We start from the raw sequence: 16,693 nt of genomic DNA on the forward strand, positions 1-16,693 counted from the left end.
GATGAGCCACTTTCCGTACCTGAGCACGATCACGTTCCTCCCCCTGCTGGGGGCGCTGGTGCTCCTTCTCATGCCCCGCCGGAGCGAGGGCGCGATCCGGGGCTGGACCCTGGCCGTGACCCTGGTCACGTTCGTGATCAGCCTGGCCCTGTGGGTTCGGTTCGATCCCGCCCAGGGCGGCATGCAGTTCGTGGAGCGGGCCACCTGGGTCGAGTCGCTGGGGATCTCCTACTACGTGGGGATCGACGGGATCAGCCTGTGGCTCGTGCTCCTGACGACGTTCCTCAGCGTGATCTGCGTGCTCTCGAGCTGGACCATCGAGAAACAGGTCAAGGAGTACATGTTCTTCTTCCTGGTTCTCGAGACCGGCATGCTCGGCGCCCTGATCGCCCTGGATCTCGTGCTGTTCTACATCTTCTGGGAGGCCATGCTGATCCCCATGTACTTCCTGATCGGGGTCTGGGGCGGCACCGACCGGATTTACGCGGCGATCAAGTTCTTCATCTACACCATGGTGGGGTCGCTCCTCATGCTGGTGGCGATCTTGGCCCTGTACTACCTGAACATCCGGGCCGGCAACGCCCCCACCTTCGATCTGCTGAAGCTCTACGAACTCGACCTCGCGCCCAACATCCAGTTCTGGATGTTCGCGGCCTTCTGCCTCGCGTTCGCCATCAAGGTGCCCATGTGGCCCCTGCACACCTGGCTCCCCGACGCCCACACCCAGGCCCCCACGGCCGGCTCCGTGATCCTGGCCGGGGTGCTCCTGAAGATGGGGACCTACGGGTTCCTGCGGTTCGCCATGCCGCTGTTTCCCAACGCCGTGGAGGCCTGGGCCCCGTTCATGATGGGCCTGGCCGTGATCGGCATCATCTACGGGGCGCTGGTGGCCATGGTGCAGGACGACGTGAAGAAGCTCGTGGCCTACTCCTCAGTGAGCCACCTGGGGTTCGTGATGCTGGGGCTCTTCGCCCTGAACATGCAGGGGGTCCAGGGCGGGCTCTACCAGAGCCTCAACCACGGCATCTCCACCGGCGCCCTGTTCCTTCTGGTGGGGGTGATCTACGAGCGGCGCCACACCCGGGCCATCGCCGACTTCGGGGGGCTCGCCAAGTCCATGCCCAACTACGCCACGGTGTTCCTGATCATCACCATGAGCTCCATCGGGCTTCCGGGCCTCAACGGGTTCGTGGGCGAGTTCCTGATCATGCTCGGGGCGTTCCTGACGTCGAAGCCCGCGGCCGTGTTCGCGGCCACCGGGGTGATCCTGGCCGCCGGGTACATGCTGTGGATGGTGAAGCGCGTGTTCTTCGGGCCCCTGGACAAGGAAGAGAACCAGAACCTCCCGGACCTCACCGGCCTGGAGTGGGGGTACCTGATCCCCATGGTGGTGATGGCCTTCTGGATGGGCATCTACCCGGGCACGTTCCTCCGGAAGACCGACGCCACCCTGGAGCTCTGGCTCCAGAAGTTTGAGGCGAAGAAGGAAGCCTGCCGGTCGCTGGAGGCCCCCAGCGCCCTGGCCCTGCTGGAAGACGGCCTGAAGCGGGTGCTCCCCGGCCCGTTCGCGGACTAACCGCCCTGACCGAGACGAGGTGACGCGATGACGTTCTCCATGGCCGACATGCGACTGCTGACGCCGCACCTGGTGCTCACGGCGGCGGCCCTGCTCGTTCTCCTGGCCGAGGCGGTGAGCCCCGGGCGGCGCAAGGGGTTCCTGCCGTACCTGGGGATCGCGGCGATCGTGGTGGCCGCGTTCACCACGCCGGGGCTCTTCGGCCCGCCGCAAACCGGGTTCTCGGGCATGTTCGCGGGCGACGGGTTCGCCGCGTTCGTGTACTTCATCCTCTACGCCGTGGGGGCCCTGACGCTGCTGGTGAGCGACGGGTACCTCCGGGACGAGGGGCGGGACCACGCCGAGTACTACGCCCTGGTACTCCTGGCGCTCGTGGGCATGATGCTGATGGCCGGGGCCACCCACCTGATGTCGCTCTTTCTCGCGCTCGAGACCATGAGCATCGCGATCTACGCCCTGGCCGGGTTCTTCCGGGACGAGCGGTCCACGGAGGCGAGCTTCAAATACTTTCTCCTGGGGGCGTTCTCGAGCGGGTTCCTGCTCTACGGCATCGTTCTCCTCTACGGCTCCTGCGGCACCACCGAAATCCGGGGCATCCTCGAGGCCTTCTCGGCGAACCGGGCGCTCCTGGGCTCGCCCATGGCCCTGGCCGGGGTGGGGCTGGTGACCGTGGGGTTCGCCTTCAAGGTGGCGGCCGTGCCGTTCCACATGTGGACCCCCGACGCCTACCAGGGCGCCCCCACCTCGGTGACCGCGTTCATGGCCACGGGGGTTAAGGCCGCGGCCTTCGCCGCGGTGGTGCGGGTGTTCTTCGTGGCGTTCCAGACCCTGCACCTGGAGTGGAGCGGGGTCCTGTGGGTGCTCGCGTTCCTCACCATGACCGTGGGGAACCTGGCAGCCATCGCCCAGACCGACGTGAAGCGGATGCTCGCCTACTCCTCCATCGCCCACGCTGGATACATCCTGGTGGGCGTGGTGGCCGGCACCCCCGAGGCCGGGGCCGCGATCCTGTACTACCTGCTGGCCTACGCCTTCATGAACATCGGGGCGTTCGCGTGCCTCATCATGGTGGGCCGCAAGGGCCAGGAGAACACGGAGTTCACGGCCCTCTCGGGCCTGGGGTTCAAGTTCCCGGCCCTGGGGCTCGCCCTCAGCCTGTTCATGTTCTCGATGGCCGGCATCCCGCCCACGGCCGGGTTCATCGGGAAGTTCCTGATCTTCAAGGCGGCCGTGCACCAGGGCTACTACTGGCTCACCATCTTCGGCGTGCTGAACTCGGCCGCGAGCGTGTACTACTACCTGCGGGTGATCGTGACCATGTACTTCAAGCCCGAGCCCGACACCCCGGTGGTGGAGGGGCTCCGGGCCGGGCCCTCGATGGCCGTGGCCACGATCCTGGCCGGCTTGGGCGTGCTCTACTTCGGCGTGGTGCCGGGCGGGCTGGTGGACCTGGCCGAGCAGGCGATCCGGTTCCTGGCGTAGTGCTTGCCAGGGCGCCCTGGAGTTGGTAGGGTAGAGGCCGCACAGGGAGACGGCGATGACGGTACGACGAACCCAGATTCGTTCCTGCTGGTGGTGGTGGCCCGAGGAGAGGGGCTGACCGCCGCCGTTTCCCGAACGCGAGGGACACAGCGCGCCGCGGGCAGCCCCGAAGCTGCCCGCGGCGCTTTCGTTTGGAGCAAACGAGGGCCGCGGGACACCGCGGCCCTCGTTGCATTGGGGCCAGAGCCCACCGGGGTGGTATGGACACCGCGGAGGACACGAAGGCGTTAGGGGGTTGGCCGCCCAGCCGCCCAGCCGCCAGGCTGCCCAGCCCATCGACCGTAGACCGAAGTTTTGATGACCACGGAGGGCACGGAGAACACGGAGCGGTTGAGGGAGTTTGGGCGCCCGGCTGCCAAGCCGCCCCGCTGCCCGGCCCGCCGACCGCGGACCGAAGACCGTAGACCGAAGTCTTGATGACCACGGAGAACACGGAGGACACGGAGGGGTTGAGGGAGTTTGGCCGCCAAGCCGCCAAGCCGCCGGGCTGCCCAGCCCATCGACCGTCGACCGAAGTTGTGATGACCACGGAGAGCACGGAGGACACGGAGGGCGGAGTTTGGCCGCCGAGCCGCCCAGCCGATGGCCGATAGCAGGGAGTCCCGCCATGCCCTACAACATCCTGATGGACGAACGATCCTTCGAGTCCCACGCCCGGGAGTTTCCGGTGGTGCCGGTGGCCGCGCGGCTCCCGGCCGACACCGAGACCCCGGTGAGCACCTACCTCAAGGTGGCCGGGGGCCGGTGGTCGTTTCTGCTGGAGAGCGTGGAGGGGGGGAGCCGGTGGGGCCGGTACTCCCTGGTGGGGCTCGACCCGTTTCTGTGGTTCGAGGCCCGGGGGAACGTGGGCCGCACCTGGAACGGCCTCAAGGGGGGCCGGGAGGGCCCGACCCTGGATCTCCTGCGCGGGGTGCTGGCCGAGCACCGGATGCCCCGGGTGGAGGGGCTGCCCCGGTTCAGCGGCGGGCTCGTGGGGTATGTGGGCTACGGGGCGGCGCGGCTCTTCGAGCGAATCCCCCCGTGCCACCCCGACCCCCTGGAGCTTCCGGACATCCGGCTCTTCGCCCCGCGCACCTTGTTGGCGTTCGACAACGTGCGAAAGACCCTGGACGTGATCGTTCTGGTGCGGCCGGGGGCCGGGGAGACCTACCGGGGCGCCGTCGAGCGGGTCGAGGCGGTGCTGGGCCGGCTCCGAAGCCCCTTGCACGAGGCGGCGGTGTATCCGGAGCCGATGCCCGTGCCGGAGCTGCGGCCGGTGATCCCCCGGGAACGGTTCGAGGACATGGTCGTCCGGGTCCGGGAGGCGATCCACGCCGGAGAGGCGATCCAGGTGGTTCTGTCCCAGCCCTTCGAGGGCCGCACCGATCTTTCGCCGTTCACGGCGTACCGGGCCCTGCGGGCGCTCAACCCGAGCCCGTATCTCTTCCACCTGGCCCTGGGGGAGGAAACCCTGGTGGGCGCGAGCCCCGAGGTCATGGTGCGAAAGGAGGGGTGCCGGGCCCTCCTCCGGCCCATCGCGGGCACCCGCCACCGGGGCGCCACCCCCGAGGAGGACCGGGCCTTGGAGGAGGAGCTCCTCGCCGACGAGAAGGAGCGGGCCGAGCACCTCATGCTGGTGGACCTGGGCCGCAACGATCTCGGCAGGGTGGCCACCCCGGGCGGGGTGCGCCTGGAGGAGTCGTTCGTGGTGGAGCGGTACTCCCACGTGATGCACATCGTCTCCACCGTGTCGGCCGAACTCCGGCCCGAGGTGGACGCGCTTGACGTGCTTGGGGCAACCTTTCCGGCGGGCACGGTGTCGGGGGCGCCCAAGGTGCGGGCCATGGAGCTCATCGCCGAGCTGGAGCCCCGGGAGCGCGGGGTGTACGCCGGCGCCGTGGGGTACCTGGGGTTCGACGGCAACATGGACACCTGCATCGCGATCCGCACCCTGGTGTTTTGTCGGGGCCGGGTGGTGGCCCAGGCCGGCGCGGGGGTGGTGGCCGACTCGGACCCGGGATTCGAGTACCAAGAGACGCTCCACAAGTCCGCCGCCCTGCGCCGGGCCCTGGAGTTGGCGGCCCGCGGCCTGGAGCCGGGGTGAGGCGGGGATGGAACCGCGGAGGACACGGAGGGGTTGAGGGGGGGCCGCCCAGCCGCCAAGCCGCCAAGCCCAAGGACCGCGGACCGAAGACCGAAGACCGAAGTTTTGATCACCACGGAGGACACGGAGGGGTTGGGGGAGTTTGGCTGCCTAGCCGCCAAGCCGCCAAGCCGCCTAGCCCACCGACCGCTGACCGACGACCGAAGTGAACCACCACGGAGGACACGGAGAGCACGGAGGCGGGAGGGGGTTTGGCTTCCCAGCTTCCTAGCGTTCTAGCCTTCCAGCTTACCCGATGGAGTTCCCCCATGCTCCTCATGATCGACAACTACGACTCGTTCACCTACAACCTGGTCCAGTACTTCGGGATCCTGGGGGAGGAGGTCCGGGTGTTCCGGAACGACCGGATCACCGCCGAGGAGGTGGAGCGCCTCCGGCCGGGCCGGATCGTGATCTCCCCCGGGCCTGGCGATCCCACGGGCGCCGGGGTGAGCGTGGAGGTGATCCGGCGGTTCGCGGGCCGGGTGCCGGTCCTGGGGGTGTGTCTGGGCCACCAGTCCATGGGCTACGCCTACGGGGCCGAGATCGTGCGGGCCAAGCGGCTCATGCACGGTAAGACCTCGATGGTCCACCACGACGGCACCGGGATCTACCGGGGCATCCCCAACCCCTTCGAGGCCACCCGGTACCACAGCCTGGTGATCCGTCGGGAGAGCCTGCCGGCGCGGTTTCGGATCACCGCCTGGACCGTGGAGGACGACGAGATCATGGGCATCGCCGACGACGAGGCCCGGCTCTACGGCATGCAGTACCACCCCGAGTCGATCCTCACGAAAGAGGGCATGAACATCCTTAAGAACTTTCTGGAGATCCGTTGAGTCTGGGTGACGGGTCGGTGTCAGTTGGAAACTCCCCAGGGCGCCTTTGGGGCCCCCGCTACGCAGGACCGTAACGTGCGAGTCAGGGGTTCGGTGTGGGAGCGCCTTCCAAGGCGCGATCCGGGCCGCAAGGCCCGAAAGAAAGGGCGTCGCGGCTCGGAAGCCGCTCCCACAGGTTCGCGGGCGCGATGACGCCGGAATCCCGAATGCTCTTAGCCGCCAAGCTGCCGAGCAGCCCAGCCGCCTAGCGGAGGTCACTTGGAAAACGGAGGAACTCTCGAATGCCCGGTCCCCGGGGGGGCGACGTTCGAGCTTCCCAGCGTTCCAGCCTCCCAGCCTTCCAGCCTTCCAGCCGACAAAGGAGCGCCCCATGCTGAAGGAACTGATTCACAAGGTGGTCGAGGGCCAGGATCTCACCGAGGGGGAGATGATCGAGGCCATGGAGGCGATCATGGGCGGCGAGGCCACCCACGCCCAGATGGCCGCGTTCCTGACGGCCCTGCGGATCAAGGGCGAGACCATCGAGGAGATCACGGGGGCGGCCCGGGTGATGCGGGAGCACGCCACCCCGATCCGGGTGGAGCCCCGCAAGGAGGTGCTCACCCTCGACCGCGACGAGATCAACGTGGAGTACGAGTCGATCCTCGACACCTGCGGCACCGGGGGCGACGACACGAACACCTTCAACATCTCCACCACCACGGCCCTGGTGGTGGCCGCGGCCGGGGTGCGGGTGGCCAAGCACGGCAACCGCGCCGTGTCGAGCCGGTGCGGCAGCGCCGACGTGCTCGAGGCCCTGGGGGTGAATCTCGACGTGACCCCCGAGGTGGTGGAGACCTGCATCCGGGAGATCGGGATCGGGTTCCTGTACGCGCCGCTCCTGCACTCGGCCATGCGCCACGTGGCCCCGGTGCGCCGCGAGATGGGGATCCGGACGATCTTCAACGTGCTCGGGCCCCTGACGAACCCGGCCGGCGCGAGCCGCCAGGTGTTGGGGGTGTACCGCAAGGATCTCACGGGCAAGCTCGCCCGGGTGCTCCAGCGGCTCGGGAGCGAGCGGGCCTTCGTGGTGCACGGCTCCGACGGGCTCGACGAGATCACCATCACGGGGCCCACCCACGTGGCCGAGCTGCGAAACGGCCAGGTGGAGGAGTTCGAGATCACCCCCGAGGAGTTCGGGCTCTCCTCGGCCCCGCCCGAGTCGATCCACGGCGGCAACGCCCAGGAGAACGCCCGGATCGTGCGGGGGATCCTGGAGGGTGAAAAGGGGCCCCGCCGCGACGTGGTGGTTCTGAACGCCGGCGCAGCGCTGCTCGTGGCCGGCGCCACCAAGGACCTCATGTGGGGCATCCGCATGGCCCAGGACGCCATCGACTCGGGCCGCGCCCTCCAGAAGCTGGAGCAGCTCGTGGAGATCACGAACCGATGACCACGATCCTCGACCGCATCGTGACCGTCCGGCGCCGCCGGGTGGCCGAGGCCCAGGAGAAGGTGCCCCTGGAGTTCCTATGGGACCGGTGCGGCCGGGGCCGGCGGGGGGAGGCCCCGCGGGATCGGCTGGCGGCCTGGCCCGCGGGCCGTCGGGCGGTGATCGCCGAGGTGAAGCGCCGGAGCCCCTCCAAGGGGGACCTGCGGCCCGACCTGGACCCGGCGGCCCTGGGCCGGGCCTACGCCGAGGCCGGCGCGTTCGCGATCTCGGTCCTCACGGAGCCCGACTTTTTCGGGGGGAGCCTCGAGGACCTCCGGGCGGTGCGCGAGGCCGTGGACATCCCCGTGCTCCGGAAGGACTTCGTGGTGGACCCCTACCAGGTCTGGGAGGCCCGGGCCTGGGGGGCCGACCTCGTGCTCCTGATCGCGGCCGTCCTGGGCCCGCGGCTCGGGGAGTTCGTGGACCTGTGCCGGATCGTGGGCGTGGAGCCCCTGGTGGAGGTGCACGACGAGGGGGAGCTCGACCTGGCCCTCGTGAGCGGGGCGCGGTTTCTGGGCATCAACAACCGCAACCTCGCCACGTTCGAGGTCTCCCTCGACGTGACCCGGCGGCTCCTGCCCCGGATCCCGGACGACCGGGTCGTGGTGAGCGAGAGCGGTCTCCGGTCGGCCGCGGACCTGGACGACCTGGAGGCCCTGGGGGTGCGGGCCTTCCTGATCGGGGAGGCCCTGGTCACGGCCCCCGACCCGGGCGAGGCCCTGCGGCGCCTCGTGGAGCGCGGGGCATGAGGCCGACGTCGGATCCCATCGGGGCCCGGCCCAATCCCCCGGCGGGAGGGCGGGCGAGCCTGGGGCGCGGGCCATGAGAACCCGGGTCAAGGTCTGCGGGCTCACCCGCCGCGACGACGCGCTCCTGGCGGCCGACCTCGGGGCCGACGCCCTGGGGTTCGTGTTCGCGCCGGGCACCAAGCGGCCGGCCGATCCCGAGGTGGTGGCCCGGGTGGTGGAGGAGCTCCCGCCGTTCGTCACGGCGGTGGGGGTGTTCCGGAACCAGCCGGCCGACGAGGTCCGAGGGATCGTCCGCGCGTGCGGGTTCCACCTGGCCCAGCTCCACGGCACGGAGGACGCCGACTATGTGGCGGGGCTCGGGGTGCCGGTGCTCAAGGCCGTGGGCGTGACCGGGCCGGAGTCCCTGGAGACCCTGGCCCGGTACCCCGGATGCCGGGCCTTCCTCCTGGACGCGCCCGGGGGCGGCACCGGCCGCACCATCGACTGGGGCCTGGCCCGGGAGGCCAAGCGCTTCGGGAGGATCGTGCTCGCCGGGGGGCTCACCCCCGAAAACGTGGCCGAGGCGATCCGGGCCGTGCACCCCTGGGCGGTGGACGGGGCCTCGGGCACCGAGGCCCGGCCGGGCATCAAGGACCCGGCAAAGCTCCGGGCGTTCCTGGAGGCCGTCCGCCGGGCCGACGGGGAGCGACCGGCCGCCTAGCCGCCAAGCCGCCCCGCTACTTGATCCCCAGCATCCCCTTCTTGAGGTCGGCGTCGGCCGGGGCGTCGCCGAGCCAGATGAGCCACAGGGCCTCCATGAAGTCCCGGCCCTCGATCGTGCCCTTGATCTCCCCGCCGATCTCCACCTGGGTGCCCTTCCCGGGCAGGTAGGTCAGGGAGACGGCCTGCCCCTCCTCCACCTCCTCGGGGAACAGGGAGAGGAACCGGTCGATCCGGGGCCGCAGGGCGTCGAGCCGCTCCTGGGCCGCCTTGAAGAAGCCGTCCTCGAACGCCTCCTTGAGCTTGTCGGCTCCCACGTCGCGCAGGAAGTGCATGGTGATCCGCTTGGGTTCGTCGGCCCGGGCCGCCTGGTTGCCGTCGGAGGTCGGGGTGGCGAGATAGAGGGCCCCCACGTACACCTTGAAGAAGAACTTCTTCCGGAGCCCCAGGCCTTGAAGGTTCAGGGTCTGGCCCTCCACGGTCACCGTGTCGGGCAGCGACACGCCCGCAAGCTCGGCGGCGAACGCGGCGGGCGCGAGGAGGGCGAGGCACAGGACAAGGGCGAGGGCACGGCGCATGGGAATCCTCCTTTCACCGGAAGGCACGCATCTTGTAATGTAGGACCCGCTGGCCCGGCCGGCGCGTGCTTCCGGCGGGCCGCTCGGTGAGTGTTCACCAGATCGCGGTTTCTTTTCAACCAGCAAGCGGGAGATGGGAGGATCGGCCATGGCGGAGAACCTGGTGCTCGTGGAGGTTTCGGACGGCATCGCCACGCTCACGATCAACCGGCCCAAGGCCCTGAACGCCTTGAACGGCGCGGTGGTGGCCGAGCTGGAGGCGGCGTTCGACCAGGCCGTGACCCGGCCCGACGTGAAGGCCCTGGTGATCCAGGGGGCGGGCGACAAGGCCTTCGTGGCCGGCGCGGACATCAAGTTCTTCATCGACAACATCGAGGCCGGCCGGATCGACGACATCGCGGCCTTCGCCCGCAAGGGCCAGAAGGTGCTGCGAAAGATCGAGAAGAGCCCCAAGCCGGTCATCGCCAAGGTGGACGGCCTGGCCCTGGGGGGCGGCACCGAGTTGGCCATCGCCTGCGCCGCCATCGTGGCCACCGACCGGGCCACCTTCGGCTTGCCCGAGACCGGGATCGGCATCTTTCCGGGCCTCGGGGGCACCCAGCGCACGCCCCGGATCGTGGGGAAGGAGCTCGGGAAGTACCTGGTGCTCACCGGGCAGTTCCTCGACGGCAAGACGGCCCATGAGATCGGGCTGGCCGGGTACTTCGCCCCGGCGGCCGAGGCCGATGCCTTCATCCGCGACCTGGTGGAAAAGGGCGAGATCCGGGACAAGTACGCCCCCAAGCAGGTGCCGGCCGGGTGGGAGCCCGTGGTCGAGGCGTTCTCCGACGCCCACATCGCCGAGGTCCTGGCCGGCAAGGCCCCCAACGCCGACGAGCGGGTGGTCGCCGCCGTGAAGGCCGTGTCGCGAAAGGCGCCGCTCGCCGTCAAGGTGGCGAACCGGATCATCGACGAGGGGCTGGGCAAGGACCTGGACGAGGCCCTGGAGCTCGAGCTTTCGGAGCTCCCGGCGATCTTCGCCACCAAAGACGCCCTGGTAGGCCTCAAGAGCGTCATCGAGAAGTCCCGCCCCGCGTTCACGGGCGAATAGAGGGGCCGTCGACGCACGGCTTTCCAGTTTCCTAGCTTTCTAGCTTCCCAGCTTTCGAGCCGAGACAACCATGCCCGAGATCAAGCCGTTTCGCGCCCAGAAGCGCATGAAGGAACTCATGGCCGGCCACTTCCGCGACGTGGACGCGGCGGCCAAGGACCCCAACGAAAAGGTGGCCTGGTGCACCAGCGTGGGGCCGGCCGAGCTGCTGCACAGCTTCGGGTTCCACGTGTACTACCCTGAGAACCACGGGGCCATGCTGGGGGCCACCCGGTCGGCCGAAAAGTACATCCCGCTCGCCAACGCGGTGGGCTACAGCCCCGACATCTGCAGCTACCTCACCTCCGACATCGGGGCCTTCCTGGCCGGCGAAACCCCGCTCCAGAGGGCCTACGGGCTCGAGGGGGTGCCCCGGCCCGACGTGCTCGTGTACAACACGAACCAGTGCCGCGACGTGCAGGACTGGTTCTCGTTCTACGGCCGCCACTTCGGGGTGCCGGTGATCGGGGTGAACTCGCCCACGGGCATCACCGAGGTGACCGGGGCCCACGTAGGCGCCATGGTGGCCCAGTACAAGGCCCTCATCCCCACCCTGGAGGAGGTGTCGGGCCGGCGGTTCGACCTGGACCGGTTCCGGGAGGTCATGCGGCTCTCGGCCCAGACCTCCCGGCTGTGGAAGGAGTGCCTGTGGCAGGCGAGCCACCGGCCGAGCCCGCTCACCTTCTTCGATGCCTGCATCCTGATGGGGCCGGCCGTGGTGCTCCGGGGCACCCCCGAGGCCGTGGCGTTCTACGAGGAGCTCCTCGCGGAGCTCAAGGAGCGGGTGGCCCAGGGCGTGGCCGCGGTGGAGGGCGAGCGGTACCGGCTTTACTGGGAGGGCATGCCCGTGTGGGGCAAGCTCCGGGACCTCGCGCTCTTCTTCCAGGAGCTCCGGACCGCCGTGGTCGTGAGCACCTACTGTAACTCCTGGGTGTTCGACGCCTTCGACCCGGACGAGCCCTTTGAGAGCATGGCCCGGGCCTATCTGGAGCTTTTCATCGTGCGCTCCGACGCGGCCAAGGAGGAGATCATGGCCCGGCTGCTCCGGGAGTTCCAGGTGGACGGCGTGGTGTACCACGACGCCAAGACCTGCCCCCACAACTCCAACACCCGCTACGGGCTGCCCCAGCGGCTCAAGGAGAAGACCGGGGTGCCGTTCATCATCATCTACGGCGACCTGAACGACCTCCGGTGCTTCTCGGAGGAGCAGGCCAAAACGAACATCGAGGCGTTCATCGAGCAGCTCGGGCCCGCCCGGGCCGTGGGAGGCTAGGCCCATGGCCGCCCACGTGCTGGGGCTCGACCTGGGGTCGTCCTGGTCCAAGGCGGTGCTCCTGGACCCCGAGGGCCGGGTGGCGGCCCGGGCCCTGCGGCGCACCGGCATCCGGTTCGAGGAGGCGGCCGCGGCGCTCCGGGACGAGGTCTTGGCCAAGGCCGGGGTGCCGGGGGTGGCCTGCACCGTGGCCACGGGCTACGGCCGGCGCAACGTGCCCTTTGCCGACGCCCGGCGTACCGAGATCTCGTGCCACGCCAAGGGCGCGTACCACTTCTTCCCCCGGGAGATGGACGTGGTGGACATCGGGGGGCAGGACAACAAGATCATCCATGTGCGCCGCGACGGCACGGTGGCCAACTTCCTCATGAACCGGAAGTGCGCGGCCGGCACGGGGGCGTTCGTGGAGGAGATCGCCCACCGGCTCGACATCCCCCTGGAGCGGATCGAGGCCCTGGCCGAGGGGGCCACCCGCGACATTACCCTGGCCTCGTTTTGCACCGTGTTCTCGGCCACCGAGGTGATCAAGCTGATCCGCGAGGGCGAGGAGCCCGAGAACCTCTGCCGGGGTATCTTCAACTCGGTGATCGCCCGGGTGGTGGAGATGGGGCCCCTGGGGGAGTTCATCGTGATGAGCGGGGGGGTGGTGGCGGCGTTTCCGATCGTGGCGAAACTCATGGCCGAGCGCACCGGGGCCCGGGTCGAGGTGCCCCCCGATCCCCAGTTCCTGGGCGCCTTCGGCGCGGCCCTGGTGGCCCGCGAGGAGTTGGGCGCGGACCCATGAGCCAAGACGCGGTTCCCTTCGAGATCGGGCCGATCCGGCCCCCGAGCGAGGCGGGCAGCTATCTGCTGCGCCTCACCCGCAACTGCCCCTGGAACCGGTGCCGGTTCTGCCGCACCTACAAGCGCCACAAGTTCGGCCTGCGGCCGGTGGAGGAGATCGAGGCCCAGATCGACGAGATGGCCCGCATCCGCGATCGGCTCCGGGCCGAGATGGGCTCCGACGGCCCCCGGGCCCTGGTGGCCCGCGGGCTCGTGACCACCGAGGCCGAGTGGATGGTGGCGAACGCGCTGGCCCACGGCGGCCGCACGGCGTTCCTGCAGGACGCCGACTCCCTGGTCATGAAGCCCGAGAACCTCCGGCGGGTGCTCGGCCGGTTCCGGGAGAAGTTCCCCGAGGTCGAGCGGATCACCACCTATGCCCGGTCGCGCACCGTGGCCCGGCTGCCGGTGGGGGTGCTGCGCTCCTACGGCGAACTCGGGCTCACCCGGATCCACATCGGCATGGAGACCGGCCACGACCCGCTCCTGGAACTCATCAAGAAGGGCGCGACGAGCGAGATCCACATCAAGGCCGGCCGCAAGGTGAAGGAGGCGGGGCTCGAGCTCAGCGAGTACATCATCCCCGGGCTCGGCGGCCGCGAGATGAGCGAGGGCCACGCCCTCGACTCGGCCCGGGTCCTGAACGCCATCGACCCCGATTTCATCCGGCTGCGCACCCTGACCCTGGGCCCCAAGATCGACCTCTGGCAGGAGTTCCACGGGCCCGAGGCCCGGCTCACCCGCCAGACCGACGCCGAGATCGTGGCCGAGATCCGGCGGTTCATCGAGGCGCTCGACGGCATCCACAGCCGGCTCGTGAGCGACCACATCATGAACCTCCTGGGCGACCTGGAGGGCCAACTCCCCGAGGAGAAGGAGGCCCTGCTGGCCCGGTGCGACGCGTTCCTCAACCTCGACCCGGGGGAGCAGCGGCTCTACCAGGTGGCCCGCCGTGCCGGGCTCGTGAACGGGCTCGCCGACCTCGAGATTCCCGAGGTGCGCGCCCGGGCCGAGGCGATCCTGGCCGAAGTGGTGCGCTCCTACGGCCCCGACCGGATCGAAGAGGCCTGCCGGGACATGATGCTCAGGTTTGTGTGAGAAAGGCGGGGAAGCTAGAAAGCTAGGAGGCTGGGAGGCTAGGAGGCCGACCCTCCTTTGTCCCAACGGCTGAGCCCGCCCTTCCCAACCCCCTCGTTCCGCACGCCAGACCCGGAAAGGCGGGGGCCCATCCGATCCCGATCCGGGGGCCGTCGGCGTACCGATCGGGTCCTGTCCTCTGAATTCCGAACTCTGGCCCCCGACACGGGGGAGAGGGCCGGGGTGAGGGGGGGCCAGCTTTCTAGCCTTCTAGCTTTCCAGCCTTCCAGCCGCGAAGCGAGCCATGCGCATCGACTTCTTCGAAGTGAAGGGCCCCCGGTGGGATCTGGCCCTGTGCGACACGGTGGAGCGGGCCTACGAGGCGGGCCTGCGGGTGTACGTGTGGGCCGAATCCCAGGCCGACGCCCGGCACCTCGACGACCTCCTGTGGGAGTTCCGGGAGGACTCGTTCGTGCCCCACGCCCTGTGGCAGGGGGAGGAGCGGGTCGAGGAACCCGTGGCCGTGGGCTGGAAGCCCGGAAACCCCAACGCCGCCACCTGCCTCGTGCTCGCCCGCGACGCCTCCCCCGCCGACCTCCAGGGCTTCGACCAGGTCGTGGACTTCGCCCCCGTGGACCTCCCCGACCGGGTCGGCCCGGCCCGGGCCCGCTTCAAGGCCTTCCGCGCCGCCGGCTTCGACGTCCGGTTCCACAAAGGCTGATGCCAGACCGCGCTCGACCGACTCCCCCTCCCACCTTGACACAGACGAGCGCGCACCCGTATACAACAGGAGCCCGCTACAGCAGGGAAATCGACCGGGGGAGGCGATGTCCCGACACCCCATCCCGAAGACCACCCACGGCCGCAACGCCCGGCGAGGCGCTTGCGGCCGTTGTGTTTCATACCCAAAGCTGGGATGTACTCCAGCAAATGACCGAAACATCATCCCAGGGATCCACAGTGGGATAGCAGGGCCCCCAGAGTTCCGCGAGCGCGCCAACCTGGGCCCGGTCCGGCCCAGCCCGCAAATGCGCCCGCCTTGTGCTCACAACTCACAAAGAGGCCCTGAGCTCAATGCCCGATCCCTGGGTTTCCGTTAAAGGAGTCGCGAAGTCGTTCGTGGTCGAAAAGTTCCTGGTCTGCAGCGGGATCGGGAATACAGCTCTGCTTGCCCACCACATTGGAGGGTCCTGGAAGCTCCGGCTTTTCGAGGTCAACGCCTGCCGGATCGCTAACGGCGCGGGAGCGCCCGACGACTTGCACGAGCATTCAAGCAGAAGAGGAAGGAGCTGGGCGATGAGCCTCTCGCTCAAGGACGCGGCCCGCAAGGTTCTCGCCGAAGCGGGAGAACCCCTGCACTACCAGGAGATTACCAAGCGGATTCTCCAGGGCGGATTGAGCCAGTCACAGTCGAAGACGCCGGCGGCCTCCCTCAACGCGGTGCTCGCGGTGGACATCAAACGCAACGGGAGCGCGAGCCCTTTCGTCCGAGTGAAGCCCGGTGTATTTGGCCTGCGCGACACGGGCGCACCGCAGTCACCCGATGGTAGTGAACGAGACGATGCCGAACGCCGCGTGCGGATCCCTCTCTTTCCCCGGTACGACGAACTGCGAGCGGTCCTCCCGATCTGGAACGGAAGGCCTAGCGCCGAGGTCACCGGCCTCCGATCGACCATCGCAGCCCTGCGCGGCACGCCACAGGACCCGGTAGACTGGACCTCGCCGGATACATGGATCCCCGAGCGGCTCACGGGCACAGATCGGGAGCTCGCAGAAGCGATTTGGCGAGGTACGAAGGGACGAGTCAACCCGCGACACGTCTACGGGCACTGGCTTCTGGCCAAACGTTACAAGTTGATCGAAGAGGACGCCGCGGGCGTCCTCCATCTCACCGAACGAGGAGCCGATTTCGTGCGCTCGCCCGGCGGAGAGGTCGAGGCGGCTATCGACGAAGGCGAGGGTCTCCTCAAACTCCTCGCGATCGTTGCCGATCACGGCTCGGCTTCTTTCGGCGAACTCGTCTCCGATTGGGCCGACTACCTCTCCCGGCGTTCCAAGTTCCGCGCCGAGAGCACGATCAAAAGCACCTTACGTTATCGGCTCGGTAATCTGCTTGCTCGTGGCCTGATCGAGCGAACAGGCACCAAGTACAACATCTCCGATGCGGGGCTCGCTTACCTTGGTCGCACCGGCGACGAGGATGCCGCGACAGGAGATGCACACCAGCAGATCCGCGCCCTCGTCCGCGAACAGGATTCCTCGGTGCGCGAAAGCATCGCCGAGGTCTTGGCTGAGCTTGACCCGTTCGCGTTTGAGTACTTGGTCAAGCGACTGCTTGAGGAGATGGGTTACGACAATGTGCAGGTCACCAGTCGCTCCGGCGACGGCGGTGTCGACGTCGTGGCCGACATCGAGTTGGGGATCACCTCGGTCCGCGAGGTCGTCCAGGCCAAGCGTCACAAGCGCACTATCCAGCGCAAAGACCTCGACGCCCTGCGCGGATCGCTTCACCGCTTTGGCGCGGTGCGGGGAACCATCATCGCGACGTCCAAGTTCTCGAAGGGCACCCGCGAGGCTGCGTTCGAACCCGGCGCCGCGCCGATTACGCTCATCGACGGTGGCAAACTGGTGGACCTGCTCATCGAACACGGCATCGGGGTTCGCAAGAAGCTCGTCGAGTTGCTGGAGTTGGACCCGGATGCGTTTGCCGAGTTCGGCCAAATTGAAGCCGGCCCAGAGGGTGAGCCCTAATGTTCATCAGGCGCCAGGGATGAAGTATGTGGAGACCGTGGAAACCAGGACGTCCCTGACTAATTGAC

The 16,693-nt window shown here is 68.8% G+C and carries 14 protein-coding genes; 13 read left to right on the forward strand and 1 reads right to left on the reverse strand.

The annotated features are described in order from the left end of the window. Window position 1: 1 nt before the first annotated feature. The 7 genes from ACYQ8L_RS11135 to ACYQ8L_RS11165 all read left to right on the forward strand — a co-directional run bounded on the left by ACYQ8L_RS11135 (window position 2) and on the right by ACYQ8L_RS11165 (window position 8,996). Window positions 2-1,576, forward strand: coding sequence for an NADH-quinone oxidoreductase subunit M (locus tag ACYQ8L_RS11135; protein ID WP_459941870.1), 1,575 nt, complete (start codon window positions 2-4; stop codon window positions 1,574-1,576). A gap of 27 nt (window positions 1,577-1,603) precedes the next feature. Beyond that, a complete protein-coding gene (locus ACYQ8L_RS11140; RefSeq protein ID WP_459941871.1) occupies window positions 1,604-3,058 on the forward strand; it encodes an NADH-quinone oxidoreductase subunit N in 1,455 nt (484 codons plus the stop codon). A gap of 667 nt (window positions 3,059-3,725) precedes the next feature. Next, window positions 3,726-5,201 (forward strand): anthranilate synthase component I, encoded by a 1,476-nt coding sequence (gene trpE / locus ACYQ8L_RS11145; RefSeq protein ID WP_459941872.1) that lies wholly within the window; start codon window positions 3,726-3,728, stop codon window positions 5,199-5,201. Window positions 5,202-5,509: 308 nt separating this feature from the next. Next, the gene (locus ACYQ8L_RS11150; protein WP_459941873.1) at window positions 5,510-6,079 is read left to right on the forward strand and encodes an anthranilate synthase component II; all 570 of its coding nucleotides are present in this window, start codon (window positions 5,510-5,512) and stop codon (window positions 6,077-6,079) included. Between the two features lie 370 nt (window positions 6,080-6,449). Continuing rightward, the gene (gene trpD / locus ACYQ8L_RS11155) at window positions 6,450-7,508 is read left to right on the forward strand and encodes an anthranilate phosphoribosyltransferase (RefSeq protein ID WP_459941874.1); all 1,059 of its coding nucleotides are present in this window, start codon (window positions 6,450-6,452) and stop codon (window positions 7,506-7,508) included. Continuing rightward, window positions 7,505-8,296, forward strand: coding sequence for an indole-3-glycerol phosphate synthase TrpC (gene trpC, locus ACYQ8L_RS11160; protein ID WP_459941875.1), 792 nt, complete (start codon window positions 7,505-7,507; stop codon window positions 8,294-8,296). The genes trpD and trpC overlap by 4 nt, the downstream gene beginning before the upstream one ends. Window positions 8,297-8,369: 73 nt before the next feature. Further along, window positions 8,370-8,996 carry a phosphoribosylanthranilate isomerase gene (locus tag ACYQ8L_RS11165; protein WP_459941876.1) on the forward strand — a complete coding sequence of 209 codons (627 nt, stop codon included), beginning with the start codon at window positions 8,370-8,372 and terminating at the stop codon, window positions 8,994-8,996. A gap of 16 nt (window positions 8,997-9,012) precedes the next feature. Here ACYQ8L_RS11165 and ACYQ8L_RS11170 read toward each other — a convergent pair whose 3' ends face one another. Then, window positions 9,013-9,573, reverse strand: a complete 561-nt coding sequence (locus tag ACYQ8L_RS11170; RefSeq protein ID WP_459941877.1) for a chalcone isomerase family protein — start codon at window positions 9,571-9,573, stop codon at window positions 9,013-9,015. Between the two features lie 148 nt (window positions 9,574-9,721). Between ACYQ8L_RS11170 and ACYQ8L_RS11175 the strand changes: the two genes are divergently transcribed. The 6 genes from ACYQ8L_RS11175 (at window position 9,722) to ACYQ8L_RS11200 (ending at window position 16,625) form a co-directional block, all read left to right on the forward strand. Then, window positions 9,722-10,663 (forward strand): enoyl-CoA hydratase/isomerase family protein, encoded by a 942-nt coding sequence (locus tag ACYQ8L_RS11175; RefSeq protein ID WP_459941878.1) that lies wholly within the window; start codon window positions 9,722-9,724, stop codon window positions 10,661-10,663. A gap of 70 nt (window positions 10,664-10,733) precedes the next feature. After that, window positions 10,734-11,975, forward strand: coding sequence for a 2-hydroxyacyl-CoA dehydratase subunit D (locus tag ACYQ8L_RS11180; RefSeq protein WP_459941879.1), 1,242 nt, complete (start codon window positions 10,734-10,736; stop codon window positions 11,973-11,975). Between the two features lie 4 nt (window positions 11,976-11,979). Then, on the forward strand, window positions 11,980-12,759 hold the full coding sequence (locus ACYQ8L_RS11185; RefSeq protein WP_459941880.1) for an acyl-CoA dehydratase activase: 780 nt from the start codon (window positions 11,980-11,982) through the stop codon (window positions 12,757-12,759). Beyond that, window positions 12,756-13,895 carry a radical SAM protein gene (locus tag ACYQ8L_RS11190; RefSeq protein WP_459941881.1) on the forward strand — a complete coding sequence of 380 codons (1,140 nt, stop codon included), beginning with the start codon at window positions 12,756-12,758 and terminating at the stop codon, window positions 13,893-13,895. Before ACYQ8L_RS11185 ends, ACYQ8L_RS11190 begins: the two co-directional genes overlap by 4 nt. Window positions 13,896-14,178: 283 nt before the next feature. Further along, entirely contained in the window at window positions 14,179-14,595 is a 417-nt protein-coding gene (locus ACYQ8L_RS11195) for a DNA polymerase III subunit chi (protein ID WP_459941882.1), read from the forward strand. A gap of 575 nt (window positions 14,596-15,170) precedes the next feature. Then, window positions 15,171-16,625: a restriction endonuclease gene (locus tag ACYQ8L_RS11200; RefSeq protein WP_459941883.1), complete on the forward strand. Its 1,455-nt coding sequence runs from the start codon at window positions 15,171-15,173 to the stop codon at window positions 16,623-16,625. The last annotated feature ends 68 nt before the right edge of the window (window positions 16,626-16,693 follow it).

It is taken from the genome of Deferrisoma palaeochoriense, from assembly GCF_054656955.1.